Genomic DNA, 17,367 nt, shown 5'->3' with positions numbered 1-17,367 from the left:
GTGGTTCAGGCTCGGCCGGATCTGAACTTGGCCTCGGCGGCAGCGAGGAGCTTCATATTGTTGAGGATCACCTCGTTGTTTGGCTCAAGAGCCAAAGCCTCGTTGAATGCAGTCCTTGCTCTTGCGAAGTCGCCCCGGACCATGAACGAATAGCCGCGATTGTTGAGGAGACGCGCAAGACGCCCACCGAGCCGGAGCGCCTGCTCGTAGGCACGGTCCGCCAGATCAAACCGCTTCAGATTGTCGTAGCTCGCGGCGAGCCCGATCCAGGAGTCCAGGTCCGACGGATTGGCCTCCACGGCTTGGCGGAAATAACGCTCTGCGAGGCCGTAATTCCCACGCTCGAGCTGCTTTCGACCGACGATGGCAGGCTCGTTCGTATTGACGAACATGTCCTCGAAGCCGGTTGCAGGTGCCGGCGGTCCGACCCCGATCAGGTCCAGCGACTGACACCCCGCGCCGAGGAGCAGGACGACCGCTGCAGCGGACAAGCCCCATAGGCGCCGCACGCCAGCACCCTCGATGGTTGCCGGCACCGGCTCAATGTGCATCTGCACCGGCTCCGGTCGAGGTCGGCGGGCTCGCGTTTGTGGTGCCGTAGGCTCCCGGCTGCCGGACGTTCGAATCTTGTCCGGTCCGATAGCGCTCGACGGCCCGCTGCAGACGTTCTCCGCTGAATGCGATATCCCGCTGGCGGGCGTGTCTGGGCCAAGGGTCGATCATGTGGGTCACGATGTTCGTCTGGACCGCATCCCCGGCGCTCAACGCCACCGTCTCTTTTCGGTCGAGGTACTGCGCACATCCCGCCGTTTGAAGCGCGCCCAGAAGCGCCAAGGCGCGGCTGAAAACGCGGCAGGCCATCTTAGTTCTTCACCCGGGCGACCGGAGCAGGAACGGCGATCGTTCCCGCCGGGCCGGACATCAGGTATCCGTGCGGGCCCACCGCCGCACCGGCGGTCGCGACGAACTCGGATACCGGACCGCGACCGTTCTTCTCGACCTCCATTTTGCCTGCCAGGAACAAATCCACGTCATTGGCCGGGACCGTGGCATCCAGAGGAGTTTTGATCGTCGCGCCGGGCTTGGCAGGCTTGACCAGGTGAGGAGTGACGATCACCACGAGCTCTGTCTCCCGCTGCTGGAACCCCGTGCTCCGAAACAGGGATCCAAGAACCGGAATCGATCCGACCCAGGGAAACTGCTCGATGTTGTTTTGGGTGTTGGCCTGGAGCAGACCCGCAATCGCAAAGCTCTGCCCGTCTCGGAGCTCGACGGATGTCCGGGCACGGCGCTTCGAGAGGCCGGGGATCAGAATACCCCCGGTATTGACGGATATGCTCGGGTCGATGTCGCTCACCTCTGGCTCGAGGCGAAGGTTGAGGAGGCCATTCGCGAGCACGGTCGGCGTAAATCCCAGCCGGACTCCGAACTCCTTGAAGGCGACGGTAATGGTCGGCACGCCGGTTTGCGTGGTCGATGCCACGGGAATGGGATACTCGCCACCCGCCAGGAAATCTGCCGTGTCGCCGGACATCGCGACGAGGTTGGGCTCAGCCAGGCGTCGTGCCAGTCCCTTGTCCTCAAGAGCACTGATGAACAGGTCGAGTTGGCGCGAGTCGGAGCGGAAGCGGGTCAGGATCTGGCCGAACGGCGCCGATGAGATCGCGCTTGCGACTGCGGGTACGAAATCCGTGATGAGGCCGGCACCGTTGGTGCTCCCACCTGCGGTGGTCAGCGGAGTGATAGGGCCAACCTCGCCGGCACGGAAGGCTCGGTTGCGTCCCGCATACTCGAACCGCAATCCCAACTCGCGGCCCGCAGTGCGATTGATTTCCACAAAACGCACCTTGAGCAGAACCTGCTGAGGCGAGGCGATCCGGGTCGCGTTGATGACGCCTCCCGGGGCCAGTGCCGTAGCGATGCTGACGGCGCGATCTACAGTTGTGGCATCTGCAGCCACTCCGCTCAGGACTATTTTATCGCCCTAGCTTCGGACACGAATCGCACCAGACCCTGCCCCGGCCTGCACCTTCTCTTGGAAGCTTGCGGTGTCGAGGCCGACTTCGACGTCGATCACGCTGATCAGACGCTTCTCCGCATCAAGAAGCGAGATGTTGGTGGTGCCTATTTTCTTTCCGAGCACATAGAGCGTGCGTTCGTTCAGCGGGATCACATCGAGAATTTCCCGAGATCCGATGAGAACGTCATTGAATGACTGCCCGACCGTTACGGTCTCCGACTTGTTCACGGCCAGTTTGGTCCGCGTGAGGGTCGCACCGTTCCCCTGGGCGAATCGCTTGGACTGGACGTAAGGGGTATTCGCAGGCCACTCGTCCGCAGCGCCCGCCCCAGCAACGAAACACGCGGCAAGTCCGACGCAGGTTGGCAGGACTAAGAACCTGAGCAGGCGCGAAAAAGGGCTCTGCCTCCGCCCACACCGCATCAAGACCTCCATTCAGCGGCGTAACCATTTCCGCCTCTCACTGCCCTCCGCCGTTCAGCCGCGAGGCCGTATAGGAGCCAGTCTTCGGTAAGGGCTGATGCCCGCGGAAGCCAGCTGCCGCGCAGGTGATCGTCATAGGAGCCGGACTATCAGTGGTTGAGGGTTAATCAAAAGTTAACGCCTGGAGGCTGGATCAGCCGGCTCGGCCTCGACAGCTTGGCGGAAGGAGCGCTCCGCCAAGCCATCATTCCCCCGCGCGAGCCACTTGCGGTCTCAAGCAGGCTTCGGAACAGTGCGTTGCGGTTTTCCGTCAAAAACCTGCGACACATCAAACACTTAAGCGGACGAAGCGGTGGCACGCCCCGCCAAGTCTGCTTACGGCAGCAGGCGCCTTCGTGGCGGCGGCCACGTCCTGAAGGCCCGGTGTCGCGGCCGAAGGTGCAGACCGAAGAGGCCGAGGGATGGACCTCGCGTGCCGAGAAGGGTGCCATATCGCCGGGCTCAACGGTCTCCCGGGCCGGCTCGAAGCCGCCGCACGGCGGCGTCGGATGACGGACGAAGATCCGGCGCCACCGGCGAATGCCTAAACGCTGCCGGTCTCCCGCGGCGCGAGCATATCCCGCACCTGCCTGTCCACGACTTGCGCTGACGCTTTGGCCCGATGGAACGGCCCCACCACATCATCTCCCGTTGTGCATGCCTCCTCAAGAAGACTGCAGAATTCAGAGAGCTCCGCGAAGCCGAAAAGCGACGCATGGGACACCAGCGCGTGAACACGCCGGGCGAGCTCCGCACGGTCGCCGAGAGCAGCCTCTTCATCCCCGAACGCTTCCTCGATTTGCACTCGGAGCTTCTTGAGGCCACTCGTCACCCAATCAGGCCCCATCAGCTCTTGTAATTCGCCGAGAGCCTGAGCGTCGGCTGCTTCCGGTGCCGATGCAGGCGAATTGGGCCGTTGCAGCCATGTGTTCACCTTCTTCAGCAGCTCCGGTTTCTTGAACGGCTTGCCCACGTGGTCGTTCATGCCGGCGTCGCCAAACGACTTCACCTGCTGGGGGAGCACATTGGCCGTCATCGCAATGATCGGGACGTCTCTTGCAGGATGATCGAGCTCCCGAATCCTCTTCGTTGCCGTCACTCCGTCCATGACCGGCATCTGAACATCCATCAGCACGAGGTCGTAGGCCTTCGCCTGGACGGCCGCGACGGCCTCCGCTCCGGTCTCGGCGGTATCGACCTGATGGCCGGCGTTCACCAGGAGCATGCGTGCGAGATCCCGATTGTGCTCGAGATCCTCCACGAGGAGGATCCGGCCCGACCGGCTCGCCTTCTCGCTGGTCTCGGCGAGGACCGAGGCAGCCACATCCTCGTCGGTTCTGGGCAGCAAGACCTTGAACCAGAACCTGGATCCCTTGCCCTCCTCGCTCTCCAGACCAATCTCGCCGCCCATCAGGCTGATGAGCCGCTTGGATATCGCCAGCCCCAGCCCCGTTCCTCCGATCTCTCGGGTGCTGGAGTGCTGCACCTGGTAGAACCGGTGGAACAGGTGCTCGTGCTGATCCTTCGGAATCCCGATGCCCGTATCGGTCACCGAGAAGCAGATCCACTGGCAGTCACTGAGCGAATCCTCGCACCGAACCTGGAGCGTGATGCTGCCCTCGTGCGTGAATTTGAGCGCATTGTTGAGCAGGTTGAGCAGGACCTGCCGGAGCCGGTCCTCGTCCCCGATCACCGCCGCGGGCATATGTGGGTCGACGTCAACGGTCAGGGCCAGCCCTTTTCGCTGGGCAGCCTCGGCAATGATCGAGACGGTGTTGCTGACAAGTGCAACAAGCGAGAACGGGCGCGGCTCCAACGCAACCTGACCAGCCTCGATCTTCGAAAAGTCGAGGATGTCATTGACGACGGTCAGGAGTGCGGCACCGGCAAACTGAATGCGCTCCAGAAGCCGGCGTTGTTCCGGTTTGAGATCCTGATCAAGCAATACGTCCGTGTACCCGATGATCCCATTCAACGGCGTTCGGATCTCGTGGCTCATGGAGGCGAGGAAGTCGGTTTTGGCCCGGCTCGCCGCTTCGGCGCGTTGCCTCGCCCGCCGGAGCTCAGCCTCGGACTTGCTCCGGTGCAACGCGTACGGGATCGCAGCAGCCGCAGCGCCAATCAGCACGATGGCAAGCCCGACGGCCAATCCGAGTGTAATTTTCTCAAACCAGGCAGTCCGGTCGCGCACGGCTGCCGTGTATGTCTCAACGTCGCGATTTTCTGCCTGCAAGAGCGCACCGACGATCCCGCGGATCTGGTCCATGTGCTCCTTGCTCTGCCGGGTGAGGACCAGCTGGGTCGCGCCGGACGGATTCCCCTCGCGCCGCATCTCGATCGTCTGAGCGAGAATCGAGAGCTGGGCGAGGCTGATCTCCTGCAGGCGCCGGATGGTGGCCTGCTCGGTGGCCCCGCCACTGAGCCGCGCCAGCTCGTCGAGCTGAGCCGGAAGCCCCTGGACGGCCTTCTCGTACGGCTCAAGAAACTCTGGATCGTCCGTCAGCGCGAATCCCCGCCCCCCCGTCTCGGCATCCTGCAAGAGAGAAAAGACCGAATGCACAACACCCCGTCTCCTGACCGACTGCTCCAGCCGGTCTCTGAACGCCCGCATGCTGGTGGTTTCCGATGCGAGCTGCATGAACAGGACGGTCAGCAGCCCGAAAGTGGCACCGAGGACGACGCCGACAACCACGATGGCGCGCGTCCGAATCCGGTGCGGCTGGGCAGGCTTCTTGCCGTCAGGTGCCTCGCCTCTCATGTATCTGACAGGAGCTTCGAGCCCGCTGCGGCGGCGGCCGCCCGGGTGCTCACGCCGAGAGTGCGGAAGAGCGCCGCCATATGGACCTTGACCGTTCCCTCGCCAAGGTTGAGCGCACGGGCGATCTCCTTGTTTGATTTGCCCTGAACCAGAAGAGCGAGCACGTCCCGCTGGCGACGAGTCAGTTCGGCCGTCCCCTTCGGTTTTGGATTTGGTCCTGAATCGGGAAGATCCGAGCGATTGTCAGGATCTGCCGAAATCTCGGCAAGAAGCTGAGGAGCATAGATTGTCCCCTCAGCAATGGCGCGCAGAGCTTTCGTGAGCTCCGCGAGCCCTAAGCTCTTCGGCACGTATCCGTGGACGCCGGCATCGAACGCCATCAGGATGTCCCGACGCCGCTTCGACCCTGAGACGACGGCCACGCGCGTATTCGGGAAGCATTCGCGCACCGCCCTGAGGTTCGCCGGGCTTTCCACACCGGGCATGGACAGGTCGAACAGCGCGACGGAGATGTCCTCCTCGGTCCCGAGCCGATCGAGCGCCTCGTCGAGCGATCCGGCTTCGATCACGTCGCCATAGCCGAGACGTTCTCTGAGGATCGACTTCAACGCCACCCGGAAGAGCTCGTCGTCGTCGGCAACGAGGGCTGTGCCTGCCTCATAGGTCATTGTGTTCACCCTCTGTACGTCCTAATACGCAACTAGGATTTGCGCGAAAAGTTCACGGGACCAGGCGCTTGGCAGTTCGAGCAGAGGCCCCGGGCCGGGCAGCGGCACCGACCGCTCGGTCGGCCACCGACGCTGTTGCCGTACAACCAGGACCAAAGGATCCGCCTGGGGCGCTTCGGGTTGTTCCGCACAGCGCCTGTCGTTGGCGCCGCGGCCGTTGCGCGCGGATCAGCGACGGTTCAGCTCAGGGAGATGCGCATGAAGCGGTTCCGGCCAACCCTGCATGGAGTAGCGGCCGTCGCGCTCGCATCCTTGTTGCCCGCCATGTCCCAAGCGGCCGACACTCTTGATCTGACCGTTGGCCATTCGCAGATCCTGCGGCCCGGCAAGGCCGTCGGAACCATTGCAATCGGCGATCCGGATATTGCCGATGCCACGACCGCGGCCGGGGGCACGATTCTGGTCACAGGAAAGAAGATTGGCACCACGAACATCATCGCACTGGACGAAACAGGATCGGAGGTGCTCGCCTCTACGCTGCGCGTCGTCCCGATCGATCGCCGGCCGAAATACAGCGTCGATGTGATCAAAGGCGGGCAACGCATCGAGTATTCCTGCGGACCAGAACTTCATTGTGCGCCGACGAAAGACGTTGCCAAGGGGGCGAGCGCAACGGTTGTCGTCGAGCCGCCTTTGGGAAGGCCACCAGCCGGAGCAGCTGCCACAACTGTCAGCACCCAGACGGAAAACAAGTCCAGCTCCGAATGATGGCTCGTGCGATTCAGCGGGATGCAGAAATGGCGCTGCCGACCGGGTGCTGTTTGCGGCCGCAGAACGCCAACCATGCAAGCCGGGAGCATTGCTCCCATGAGCCCATTGCCGGCTGCGCGACGAATGTGCACCTCGTCGCCCTTGACGACCTGATTGGCCGGATCGCAGTCCAGGCCGCTATTCCGGCCGAACAACGTTCATCGCCCGGAGCAGCCTTGGCGGCCACCCCGATTAAATACCATGGATTTATTAAAGATGCTCTGATGATGACAAGAAAGAGAGCTGCAGAACGTGACGACATGAAGCTTGTAGCTATAATAGACAGGACCTTGCAGCAGTTGGGCCGACCGGGCGTGCGGGTACACACACGGATTATGCGGGCAACAAAGAGGCATCAAAATGCAGGTCTGATAGCGAATATTTCTGACATTCCGCGTTGTCGCTTACGAAGTAGTTTACATAAAATAACCTTCCGTCCGAATCTATTACCTGTGCACGATAGACATTGCAGCTTATTTGCTTGATAGCGTCATCGCACATGACGCTGTCAAGCAGTTGATGCGCCTCAGCGACGGGATCCTCAATAGCTGTTCGCTCGACAGAAACTGCAACTCGCAAGTCATCGTCTGCGTGAACAAAAAATCTAAAGCTTGACATTTGCGGCCCATGCTATGTTCATCCCTGCACGGGATCAACACTGTACACGCCAGTACGTTCCGCCATTTGTTATATTGGCATGCCTGATAGAATCAGGAACCGCCACTGTATCCTGTGGTCCCGATCTGTCGAACTCACTCGGGCTGCGCGCAGGCTTTCTGGGCATCCTGATCCCCGAAGGAGGGTGGATGCTCTCTTCCGCGAGAGCGCAGCGGGGAAGACGCCGGCTGGCGCGGCCGTGGCGGGCTTCTGGGACGGAGGAGGTGCGGACCGAGCGCGTGCTTTCCGAGGCCTCTGCACCCGGCTCGCCGTTCCGCGCCTGCAGGGAGAGACCAGAGCGGAACGGTGACATCCCTCGCATGGAACGTGCCGCTCAGATCGCCGTAGCAGATCCATTGGCCCACGAGGCCCAACTGGAGGCCGGTCTACAGGAACTTGACTGTCCTCCGGTTTCGAGGCCCGCGCGAGACCTTCGGGATTCGCGTTCCATAAAGCTGTCCTACGCGCCCGGCGCCCCTCCGGACGGTTCCGGGCCCTCAGGCGCCCATCCACACGACCTTGAACCGCTCCCGCCGAGCCTTGGCGTTCATGGACTCGCAGGTGGCGCGGGCTTGCCGCTCCGAGAAGAAGGTCATCCGGACGATCGGGCGGGGGAAGCTCAGGTCCAGGATCTGCCAGGGCTTGGGGGAAAGATGGGCTTGACCCTGGAGGCTGTCTGCCGACACCGTTCCGTCGAGGACATTGGCGAACGGGAAGAGGACTTTCTCGGACTCATTCATCTCTGGAGCCGGCTTTTCGTTATTCGGCTCGCTCATCGCCTGCCTCTGTTCTGAAAACTCTGCCCGAGGCTGCACAAGATCGTATGAGGACCGGCGGCGCTTTGCGTCCTGACATGCCTGCCTGAAAAAGCTCAGCTGTAGCTCCGCATCCCGATGGCTGGGATACGAGAAACTTGTAAGACAATCCCCAGTCTCCTTATCAATATAGCGGACAGAATTTCCTTCAATATTTAGATATCCATAGCCGCGATCTTCATATTCTGCGGCCTGCAGGCCACCGCGCGGCGTCATATGCCGTATGGTGTGGGGGTTCAGATGGGGCCTCATGGCTAGCCAATTCCTCCCTTGTGCTCAATGTCCATCTGCTCCTCGCGTTTGCGGATAAGGTGATCTATCAGCAATATAATTTGTTAAACGCTTCTAATGCGGTTAGTCTGAATTACGTCAAATTATGTGGGCCACAATTGGTCTCGATTTCAACATAGCGAGTTTGCCGCGGAAGCTGAGATGCCTTCCCGGCGCGTCCGCTCCCGAGTTTTCAAGTCCTCAAACGCTGCGGGTGGTCGCATTCCTGGGCCGCAAAACGCGTCCCATGCTGGGCCTTATGCGAACGCCCCCCCGCGCGTGCGAGGGGCCGCACAGTCGGTCCAGCACCGGAGAAGCCAACGCCCTGGCGAGGATCATCGAACCGGCCGAGTATGGCCTCTTGGTTGCCACGGTTTCGGGCTTATAAGGGCCATCCCGTCGACCGAGTTGCCGTATGATTGCACGCGCTCTATTCGCTCTCCTTCTGCTTTCGACTGCCGCCACGGCCCAGGATTACAATCGCCAGGATCTGGTCCGGGGATTGTGTCAGCCGGACGGGTGCGATGAATTCCAGGTGCTGACGGTCGAGCCGATGCTCACCGGCACCACCGGCGCCCTCAAGCGCACGCAGGTGAAGACGTTTCACGCGAGCTACAGCGGGCGCATGGAGCGCGAGCCGGAGAATGGCTTCGTCTACTGTTCCCTGACGAAGCCCGCGATCATGGCGCAGGGCAAGGGCCGCACAGTGGCGTTCATGCTGGCCCCGTTCGCCACCGAGGACAACCGTGAGACGATCCGGAAGAACGCGAATTTCGTGGCCATGTACTTCGCGATCTGCCATGGTCCGGACATCGCCCGCCGGGCCGTCCAGGACCTGCGCAGTACAGCATCCTCGCTCGGCTATCGAGTAACGGCGACCGCCTCGCGCATGGTCAACCTCAAGTCGCCGGACGAGATTGTCGACCGGCAGATCGCTGCCCCGGTTGCTGCAACGCCCGCCCCTGCTGCTCCTCCGCGCCGCCGGGAAGCCTCTCCGGGGCTCGACCTGCTCCCGCCCGCGGAGATCCCGGAGGACTAGAGCCGTGCCCGTTTCGGTTGAGACGGCCACGGCTCCCAAGTCTTGCTGTGACGCGCTCCCTTGCGCCGAACCGGCATCCCCTTCGGCGGGGAGCGATCGAGGGTCTGTCGTCGAGCTGCGCCGTAGTGGGGTGGCTCTGATGCCGGCCGCGCAGGCTGGGACGACGGCAGTAATGGGCGGCTGCCAGGCCGTCTGCAGCCTCACAACCGACGAAACGAGGGCGGCTCGAAGCCATCAGCTACTGGACTGCCAAGGCGGGCGCCACCTGTGACGGCTCACGCCGGCCTAGCCAGCAGGATCGCGGTCGGTGGGGCGTTGAGCCTGGGCGAGTCGGGCATGGTGAGCTGACCTTGGCCGAGCCTGCGCGCGAGAGCCGCCAAGCCTGACCACCTCCAATCCTCACGGCCCGGCTTGGTCAACCGGTTGAGGCCCGGTCACAGTCCAAGCCTCTGCCGCCGCCAGCAAGGATCGCAGTCGTTAATTGGGCGATGGCTGGTCCATGGGTCTGCAACGACAGCTGCGGCGGCGTCGAGGCTGATCCGGTCCATGATCTCAGGCAGGCAGAGCAGAGCGCTCTCGAGATCGCTGCTGGAATTACCTCAGTGACTGCCGAGATTCATGGCGTCAATCATGTTGCGCGCGACATCCGCAGCGTCAGGAAGGTATCTCGCTGTCAGGAAGCCATCTTGATTTTCCCTAATCTCAAGTGTCGGAGGGTAGAAATATGCAGCAGAGTTACACGCTAGAGAGTCAATTATTGTAAAGTTTGAATTGATTTCCCTGGTTACGTTCAAACATGTAACACGCCGGTGTGGAGCAAATATGCTCGTGTGCAGAAACGACCCCGCCGTTCCCATGATATTTTTTCGGCATGCCATCAAACCAACTTGCTCCACAAAACTTAGAGCTTCAGGATAGACGATGTCTATACCGTTCTTCTTCATTTCGTTCTCAATTTCATCCTCGTTTATTATAACACCGACAGCCGAGGTGAGTTTTGATTTTGAAAAATATACCGGCTTTTCGCTTGGTTCAGAATGACAGGAGGAGATTGCCTTTTCTCCCATGATCCTGCACATCCTTGAGTAAGCTCGATAGCCAGCATGTTGCTCTTCGATGCTGGGGGACGGAACAATAATTTCAGAAATACCTGTTGGACGATCTGATAAAACAAAATCGCTCGGACTCAGATTTAGCAAAGAGAACGCACTTCTCAAGAATGGAACCGAGAAAAGACCGTCCACTGGGATTGCTGAATGGCACAAGATCGGCATCCCAGGGCGGCGGAACTGCTCGAGAGCCCAGAAGCGCGGCAATGTATTAATTAAAAAGTGGCCATAATGCAGATTAATTCTTCCAACATAGATACAGGGAGCAGTGATGGCATGACCGAGGTTGATATGCAACGGGCCATCGGGCAGCTTTTGATCCGGAGGAAGGTGGACACCTTCTCGGAAATCGATCGCCTCTTTTACTGGAGCGCCCGCCTCATCGTAAAGTCCCCAAATTTGCCCATCCGAATACGGCAGATAAAGGACATCTCGTAGCGAACGAACTGCCGGGTCTGACTGATGGATAGTCGCTTCGCCCCAAATGGTACTGCATCTCTCAAATACTCCCGGAACCTCAAATGATGGAACAGAGCGATCTGCACTGCCGTGAGCTGAACCCTCTGCTCTAGGCGACTGCAAAAGGCTCCTCAATATCGCGCGCCTGTATCTTTTCAGGATGGAAAATCTACTCACTTTGCTTCCCAAGCTGGCAAGAGGTGCCATAGTATGCGTGACTGATAGATGCGAGTCACGCGTCCGGCAGGCAATGGGCCACGGAGCATGGCTTCCAAATCGATCGGCATAGCCGCGAGGCGTCGCCCACGAACGAGCGCGCGTTGGCGAGCGTTCTGACCCGATCCTCAAAGCGGAGACCAGAACAGGGCGGCTGGCCCGGCGACAGGCTGGCGAGCCTGCGGCTCCATTCAAAGACAGCGGGAGACTGCGAATCAGTGGCGCTCATGGAACGGCGTCGCCAGCGTGCGCTGCACGGGCAACGCCCCCTCCCCTTCCTCCAGCCCCCCAGAAACCGACGGACCAACGAGAACGGAACGCGCCCGTCGCGCCGAAGCCACAGAGGATCGTCTCAGGCCCTTATGTCGCACCTCTCGTTTACACCGAGAGGGCCGGCGGTTCGAGCCGTCACCGCCCACCACGGCCCGAGATCCGCACCCGGCGATCCCCGACCGGGTGTCGTGGCAATCCATGGAGCGGGTGGGTTTCGTGCCCGCCGGCCGACAGCGTGGGATCGGGGATCGATTCGCAATTCGGCAGGCCAGATCCGCTCGCACCGAAAGGCCGTTCAGCGGCTCTCCATCGTCTGTTGCCGGGCCGGCGAAGATCGCAGCACCTGGGCGCCTCTTGCCTGCTTCCCCTGGTGCTCCGCGCAACAGACCGAATTCTCTGGAGCAGAATCCGTTCACGGTGGACCGGCTTCTGCTCCAGGCCTTTGCCGCATCGTCTGCGACGAACCGGCATCCACTTCGTCGGACAAGGCTCCAAGCAGGGACCATCGGTGGTGGAAAGGCCGGGAATAAACCTACGCCATAATCGAGGCCGCACCCGGCGTCGCCGGGCAGGCGATGCTTGCATTCCTGCCCCTCTCGGTCCCATCACGACGGGCTCCGATGTCCGATGCTCTCCTCTCTTCTGCCTCGTCCGCTGGGACGCTGCTCCACAACCCCGACTTCCGCCGCTTCGGCCTCGCCCGGTTCCTGACCGGAATCGCCTACCAGATGCAGGCGGTGGCCGTCGGCTGGTTCGTCTATGACCTCACCCGCAGCGCGCTGGCGCTCGGTCTGATCGGCCTTGCCAGCTTCGCGCCCGCGATCCTGGGCGCCCTCGTGACCGGGCACGTGGCCGACACCTATGACCGCCGCCGCATCGCCGCGGTCGCCTACGCGCTGCTCACCCTGTCCTCCCTCGCGCTCACGGCCCTGGCGCTCGCGGCCCATGCGCCGGTCTGGCCGGTCTATGCGCTCATGATCCTCACCGGCACGGCCCGCGCCTTCGCGAATCCGGCGACCCAGGCGCTGATGCCGACCCTGATGCCGCGCGAGCAATTCGGCACCGCCATCGCGTGGAATTCCTCGATCTGGCAAAGCGCCGCCGTCTCGGGGCCGGCCCTCGGAGGCCTGCTCTACGCGCTCGGCCCCGCCGTGGTGTTCGGGATCGCCGCCGCCTGTTTCGGCCTTGCGGCGGTCGCGATCGGCCGGATCCGGCCGCGGCTCGCCGCAGCGCCGGGGCGCGGCCCAGTATCGTGGGCGACGCTGCTCGCCGGGCTCACCTACATCCGCTCGCAGCCCGTGGTGCTCGGGGCCATCACCCTCGACCTCGTCGCCGTGCTTCTCGGCGGCGCCACCGCGCTCCTGCCGATCTTCGCCCAGGAGGTGCTCCAGGTCGGGCCCCTCGGGCTCGGGCTCCTGCGCAGCATGCCGGCAGCGGGCGGCGTCGCCATGGCGGTGGTCCTCGCCTACCGGCCGCTGGTGCAGCAGGCGGGGCCGCGCCTCCTCATCGCCGTCGCGGTGTTCGGGCTCGCGACCATCGGCTTCGGTCTGTCCACCTCGCTGCCTCTTTCCATAGCCTGCCTGTTCGTCACCGGGGCGGCCGACATGGTGAGCGTCTATGTCCGCCAAAGCCTCGTGCAGGGCGAGACGCCCGACGCGATGCGGGGCCGCGTCGCGGCGGTGAACACGGTCTTCATCGGCGCTTCGAACGAATTGGGCGAGTTCGAATCCGGCACGCTCGCCGCGCTGATCGGCGCCGCTCCCGCCGTGGTGGTGGGCGGGGCCGCGACCATGCTGGTCGCCGCCCTGTGGAGCCGCCTCTTCCCCGCCCTGCGCCGGCGCGACCGGCTCATCGCCTGACCGGGAACGGCCCCTCCGCCACGGGCCGGACCGCGCCCTCAGGCGCTTCGCCCGGAGACACCCGCCTGCGCGAAGGTCGCCATGTCCCGGTGGCAGGCGAGCGCCGCCTTGAGGAGGCCGAGCGTCAGCGCGGCGCCCGACCCCTCGCCGAGATGCAGGCCCAGGGAGAGGACCGGATCGAGGCCGAGCCGCTCCAGCACGGCCCCGTGGGCCCCTTCCGCCGACAGATGGCCCGCGATGCAGTGATCGAGCGCCGTGGGATCGAGCGCATGCAGCACCGCCGCGGCCGCGCAGGCCACGTAGCCGTCCAGCACCACCGGCACCCGCTGGAGGCGTGCGGCCAGAATGGCCCCGGCGATCGCCGCGACCTCGCGCCCGCCGAGGCGCGCCAGCACCGCGAGCGGATCGTCGAGATGGCCGGCATGGCGGGCGAGCGCCGCCTCCACGGCGGCCACCTTGCGGGCGAGGCCCGCCGCGTCCACGCCCGTGCCGCGCCCGACCCAGGAGGCCGGCTCGCCGCCATAGAGGGCGGCGTAGATGGCCGCCGCCACGGTCGTGTTGCCGATGCCCATCTCGCCGAGAGCGAGCCCGTCCGTGCCGGCCGCCACCGCCTCCATGCCGAACGCCATCGTGGCGACGCAGGCCTTCTCGGTCATCGCCTCGCCCTCCGTGATGTCCCCGGTGGGCAGGTCGAGAGCGAGGTCGAACACCTTGAAGCCGAGGCCGTAGGCGGCGCAGATCTGGTTGATCGCCGCGCCGCCGGCCGCGAAGTTGTCGAGCATCTGGCGGTTGACCGCGGCCGGATAGGCGGAGACGCCCTTGGCGGCGACGCCGTGGCTGCCCGCGAAGACGCAGACGAGCGGCCGGTCGAGGCTCGGCATCGGCTTGCCCTGCCACGCGGCGAGCCATGCGACGAGCGCCTCGAGCCGCCCCAGGCTGCCGGCGGGCTTGGTCAGCGTCGCCTGCCGCTCCGCCACCGCCTGCGCGGCGGTCGGATCCGGACCCGGCATGCCGGCGACGAGCTGGCGGATGTCCGCGAAGGGGCTGGCATCCGGGGGCGGGGCGGTCATGAGGGACTCCGGAGGTCGAGGATCGCGCCTCATACCACCGGCGGCCCGGAAGGCGAGCGGACGCGGCAGCGCACCGCGCCCCCACCTTCGTTAGCGACGATGGCAGGCCGTTTCGGATATGATCCGGAGGGACATGCGGGAAGGCGGACGGCGATGGCCGAGAGTGCGGGCTTGGAGTCGAGGCAGGCCGCGATCGAGGCCGACGACGAGTTCGAGCCGCCGCCGCCGGATCCGGGGCTCTGGCCGCCGCTCCTCGATCTCGCCGCCTGCCTGCGCTTCTACAGCCGGCTGCCCGTGCCCGCGCTTCCCGGCGAAGCGGGCGACCCTGCGCCGCCCGACTTCCGCACCGTGCCGCGGATGCTCCCCGTCGCCGGGCTGGTGATCGCGCTGCCCGGAGTCGTCGCGCTCCTCGGCGGGCTCGGCCTCGGGCTCGGGCCGTATCTCGCCGCGACCCTCGCGGCGCTCACCGCGACGCTCGTCACCGGCGCCCTGCACGAGGACGGGCTTGCCGACGTGGCCGATGGTTTCGGCGGCGGCGCCGACGCGGCGCGCCGCCTCGCCATCATGCGTGACAGCCGCATCGGGGCCTATGGCGCCTCGGCGCTGATCCTCGCCTACGCGCTGCGCATCGGCGCCGTCGCCACCCTGGCCGACCGGATCGGCTGGCGCGCGGCCCTCGTCCTGCCGCTGGCCGCGGCCCTGTCGCGCACGGCGGCGCTCTGGCCGATGCTCGCCCTCGCCCCGGCGCGGCCGGACGGCGCCGCACGGGCGGTCGGCTGCCCGACACCCCGCACGCATGCGATCGCCTGGTCGCTCTGCCTCGCCGTCGCGCTCGTCGCGTGGCTCCTCGGCCTGCCCTGGATCGGTGTCGTCCTCGCGGGCCTTCTGGCGGTCCTGTCGGCCTGGACGATGAGCCGCATGGCCGAGCGGATGATCGGCGGCCAGACCGGGGATGTGATCGGTGCCTGCCAGCAGATCGCGGAGATCGCGGTGCTGCTGGCGATGCTGATCGCCATCCCCCGCTAGAGTCTGGCGCTTCTCGAAGCGCCGGACGGATTCTCAGCCCTTGATTCGTCGTATGTCCGGACCGAGAAAAGCTGCCCACTTCTCCTGGACATCCTCTCGCCGACGCCCCGCATGAGCCGCCCGTCCACGCCCTGCACCCGCATCTGCGTTCTCGATCCGGCGACCGGCCTGTGCGAGGGCTGCGGGCGCAGCCGCGACGAGATCGCCGCCTGGGGCGGGCTCTCGGAGCCTGAGCGCCAGCGCATCATGGCGCTGCTGCCCGCCCGGCGCGCCGCCGCCTTTCCGGAATCCGGGCCGGTGCGGCGCCGAGCCGCCTCCACGACCTGAGATGCCCGGCGCCCTCGGCCTCGCCCTGCTCCTCGCCGCCGCCGGCTTGGCGGCCGGGATGCTGGCGGAGGGCGATATCGCCGGCTGGGCACCGCAGGAGGCGGCCGCGGCGGCCGGGGCAGCCGCAGCGGCCCTCGTCGTCCTGAACGCGATCGTCCGCCAGTTCCGGATCGGGCTCGGCCAGGGCATGGGCGCGCTCGCTCTCTGGCTCGCGCTCGGTCTCGGCGGGAGCGTCCTTTACGCGTGGCGCGATCAGGCGCGCGAAGCCGCCTTCCGGGTCTTTGGGGAACTGGCGGCCGGCGAGCCGGTCGTCACGCCAAGCGGCGAGGTCGTCATCGCGCGCCGCGCCGATGGCGGCTTCTCCGTCAAGGCCCGGATCAACGGCCGCGAGCAGGTCTTCGCCTTCGACACCGGCGCCAGCGCCGTGGTGCTGACCGCCGAGAGCGCCGCGGCCCTCGGCCTTCACCCACGCGCCGGGGCCTTCGCCGTCACGGTCCAGACCGCCAATGGACCGGCCATGGCCGCGCCCGTGATCCTCGACACCGTCGCGGTCGGGCCGATCCGCGAGCAGCGCGTGCCGGCCCTCGTCACCAGGCCGGGCGGCCTGAGCGTGAACCTTCTCGGCATGACCTTCCTTGAACGCCTCGCCTCCTACGAGGTGCGCGGCAGCCGGCTGATCCTGCGGGCCGCCGCTGCTCCAAAGACTTAGACGATCTTCGGGAAGCGGCGAACCGCCCGCCTCCCCGAAACCCCGGATTGCCGCGCCGCAAGACGGCCACGCTTGGGTTGCGGCCGGCGGCGCTCGGAGACGGCCTCGACGATCGCCTTGGACTTGCGCCGGACAAGCGGAGAGCTCTTCCCATGAGGGACGAGGTCTCCAATGCCAGAACCCAAGAAGCGTTTCACTCCGGAGGTCCGGGACGAGGCCGTGCGGCTTGCCCAGGCCAGCGGGCGCTCGCGGCGCGAGAGAGCGGCCGATCTCGCTGGCAGGTGATCATCAGCGTAGTTGGCGATCCCAGCCGTGGGTCACGGATTGCGGATCCGGCAGCGGTCGGAGTAGCGTTATAGCCGCTTGTGCATAGCGCTCCGACCAACGGGAGGCCCTTATGCCTGGTCGTTCGTCCGCCAAGGTGTCGACCCCTGTGCCCTTAGACCCGCCACCGCCGCGGCTCGCGATCGAGCATGTCCAGGATGTTCGGCTGAAGGACGAGGGGGTGTTGGACCTGCTGGTGCAGGATGTCGAAGGGACAGCTCATGAAGTGACTCTCCCCTTCGCAGTGCTCGCACAGGTCTTTGATCGCATAGCAGCCCGCAGTGAACTGGCGCTCAGTGTGACCACCGATGCGGGAGGTCGGCAGTTGGTACTGCCGGTTGCTGCCTGGCGGCTGGTCCCTACGGTCCGCGATGGACAGGCTCAACTCACCTGCCGGGTGCCGGACGGCTCAGGCGTCGATCTCGCCTTCACCTGGAACCCAGTCACTGGCGTTCGTCGGCTCGGCCTGTCGGTGGATGTCTAATCAGAGACCGGA

17 protein-coding genes are annotated in these 17,367 nt (G+C 64.7%); 8 read left to right on the top strand and 9 right to left on the bottom strand.

Translation table 11 applies throughout. From position 1 onward, the window contains the following. Window positions 1-5 precede the first annotated feature (5 nt). From MNOD_RS17925 to MNOD_RS17910, 6 genes are all read right to left on the bottom strand, one after another. Entirely contained in the window at window positions 6-551 is a 546-nt protein-coding gene (locus MNOD_RS17925; protein WP_015930347.1) for a tetratricopeptide repeat protein, read from the bottom strand. Beyond that, a complete protein-coding gene (locus tag MNOD_RS46775) occupies window positions 541-861 on the bottom strand; it encodes a hypothetical protein (RefSeq protein ID WP_015930346.1) in 321 nt (106 codons plus the stop codon). The genes MNOD_RS17925 and MNOD_RS46775 overlap by 11 nt, the downstream gene beginning before the upstream one ends. 1 nt (window position 862) lies before the next feature. Further along, window positions 863-1,960 (bottom strand): type II and III secretion system protein family protein, encoded by a 1,098-nt coding sequence (locus tag MNOD_RS41565; protein WP_198157516.1) that lies wholly within the window; start codon window positions 1,958-1,960, stop codon window positions 863-865. A 24-nt stretch (window positions 1,961-1,984) separates the two neighbouring features. Further along, window positions 1,985-2,248, bottom strand: a complete 264-nt coding sequence (locus tag MNOD_RS48100; protein WP_198157515.1) for a pilus assembly protein N-terminal domain-containing protein — start codon at window positions 2,246-2,248, stop codon at window positions 1,985-1,987. Window positions 2,249-3,026: 778 nt separating this feature from the next. Continuing rightward, entirely contained in the window at window positions 3,027-5,240 is a 2,214-nt protein-coding gene (locus MNOD_RS41555; RefSeq protein ID WP_015930345.1) for an ATP-binding protein, read from the bottom strand. Further along, complete coding sequence (locus MNOD_RS17910) at window positions 5,237-5,908, bottom strand: LuxR C-terminal-related transcriptional regulator (RefSeq protein WP_015930344.1); 672 nt, start codon at window positions 5,906-5,908, stop codon at window positions 5,237-5,239. The genes MNOD_RS41555 and MNOD_RS17910 overlap by 4 nt, the downstream gene beginning before the upstream one ends. A 258-nt stretch (window positions 5,909-6,166) precedes the next feature. Between MNOD_RS17910 and MNOD_RS41550 the strand changes: the two genes are divergently transcribed. Then, window positions 6,167-6,676 (top strand): pilus assembly protein N-terminal domain-containing protein, encoded by a 510-nt coding sequence (locus tag MNOD_RS41550; protein WP_015930343.1) that lies wholly within the window; start codon window positions 6,167-6,169, stop codon window positions 6,674-6,676. Window positions 6,677-6,705: 29 nt separating this feature from the next. Then, on the top strand, window positions 6,706-7,203 hold the full coding sequence (locus tag MNOD_RS46770) for a hypothetical protein (protein WP_157091494.1): 498 nt from the start codon (window positions 6,706-6,708) through the stop codon (window positions 7,201-7,203). Between the two features lie 669 nt (window positions 7,204-7,872). Here MNOD_RS46770 and MNOD_RS49165 read toward each other — a convergent pair. After that, on the bottom strand, window positions 7,873-8,442 hold the full coding sequence (locus tag MNOD_RS49165; RefSeq protein ID WP_244424523.1) for a hypothetical protein: 570 nt from the start codon (window positions 8,440-8,442) through the stop codon (window positions 7,873-7,875). A gap of 433 nt (window positions 8,443-8,875) precedes the next feature. Between MNOD_RS49165 and MNOD_RS17895 the strand changes: the two genes are divergently transcribed. Then, the gene (locus tag MNOD_RS17895; RefSeq protein WP_015930341.1) at window positions 8,876-9,499 is read left to right on the top strand and encodes a hypothetical protein; all 624 of its coding nucleotides are present in this window, start codon (window positions 8,876-8,878) and stop codon (window positions 9,497-9,499) included. Between the two features lie 599 nt (window positions 9,500-10,098). Here MNOD_RS17895 and MNOD_RS43510 read toward each other — a convergent pair. After that, window positions 10,099-11,190 carry a glycosyltransferase family 61 protein gene (locus tag MNOD_RS43510; protein WP_198157514.1) on the bottom strand — a complete coding sequence of 364 codons (1,092 nt, stop codon included), beginning with the start codon at window positions 11,188-11,190 and terminating at the stop codon, window positions 10,099-10,101. 986 nt (window positions 11,191-12,176) lie between these two features. Between MNOD_RS43510 and MNOD_RS17890 the strand changes: the two genes are divergently transcribed. Next, window positions 12,177-13,415, top strand: coding sequence for an MFS transporter (locus MNOD_RS17890; protein WP_015930338.1), 1,239 nt, complete (start codon window positions 12,177-12,179; stop codon window positions 13,413-13,415). A gap of 38 nt (window positions 13,416-13,453) precedes the next feature. Here MNOD_RS17890 and cobT read toward each other — a convergent pair whose 3' ends face one another. Next, window positions 13,454-14,485 (bottom strand): nicotinate-nucleotide--dimethylbenzimidazole phosphoribosyltransferase, encoded by a 1,032-nt coding sequence (gene cobT, locus MNOD_RS17885; protein WP_015930337.1) that lies wholly within the window; start codon window positions 14,483-14,485, stop codon window positions 13,454-13,456. Between the two features lie 153 nt (window positions 14,486-14,638). On the opposite strand from cobT, the gene cobS reads away from it, so the two are divergent. From cobS to MNOD_RS46765, 4 genes are all read left to right on the top strand, one after another. After that, window positions 14,639-15,511: an adenosylcobinamide-GDP ribazoletransferase gene (gene cobS / locus MNOD_RS17880; RefSeq protein WP_015930336.1), complete on the top strand. Its 873-nt coding sequence runs from the start codon at window positions 14,639-14,641 to the stop codon at window positions 15,509-15,511. A 111-nt stretch (window positions 15,512-15,622) separates the two neighbouring features. After that, entirely contained in the window at window positions 15,623-15,838 is a 216-nt protein-coding gene (locus MNOD_RS17875) for a DUF1289 domain-containing protein (RefSeq protein WP_015930335.1), read from the top strand. Between the two features lies 1 nt (window position 15,839). Then, the gene (locus MNOD_RS17870; protein ID WP_015930334.1) at window positions 15,840-16,547 is read left to right on the top strand and encodes a retropepsin-like aspartic protease family protein; all 708 of its coding nucleotides are present in this window, start codon (window positions 15,840-15,842) and stop codon (window positions 16,545-16,547) included. Window positions 16,548-17,055: 508 nt separating this feature from the next. Then, window positions 17,056-17,355: a hypothetical protein gene (locus MNOD_RS46765; RefSeq protein ID WP_157091493.1), complete on the top strand. Its 300-nt coding sequence runs from the start codon at window positions 17,056-17,058 to the stop codon at window positions 17,353-17,355. Window positions 17,356-17,367: the final 12 nt, after the last annotated feature.

It is taken from the genome of Methylobacterium nodulans ORS 2060 (assembly GCF_000022085.1).
Lineage (GTDB): Bacteria > Pseudomonadota > Alphaproteobacteria > Rhizobiales > Beijerinckiaceae > Methylobacterium > Methylobacterium nodulans.
This window is presented reverse-complemented; position numbering and strand designations above follow the sequence as displayed.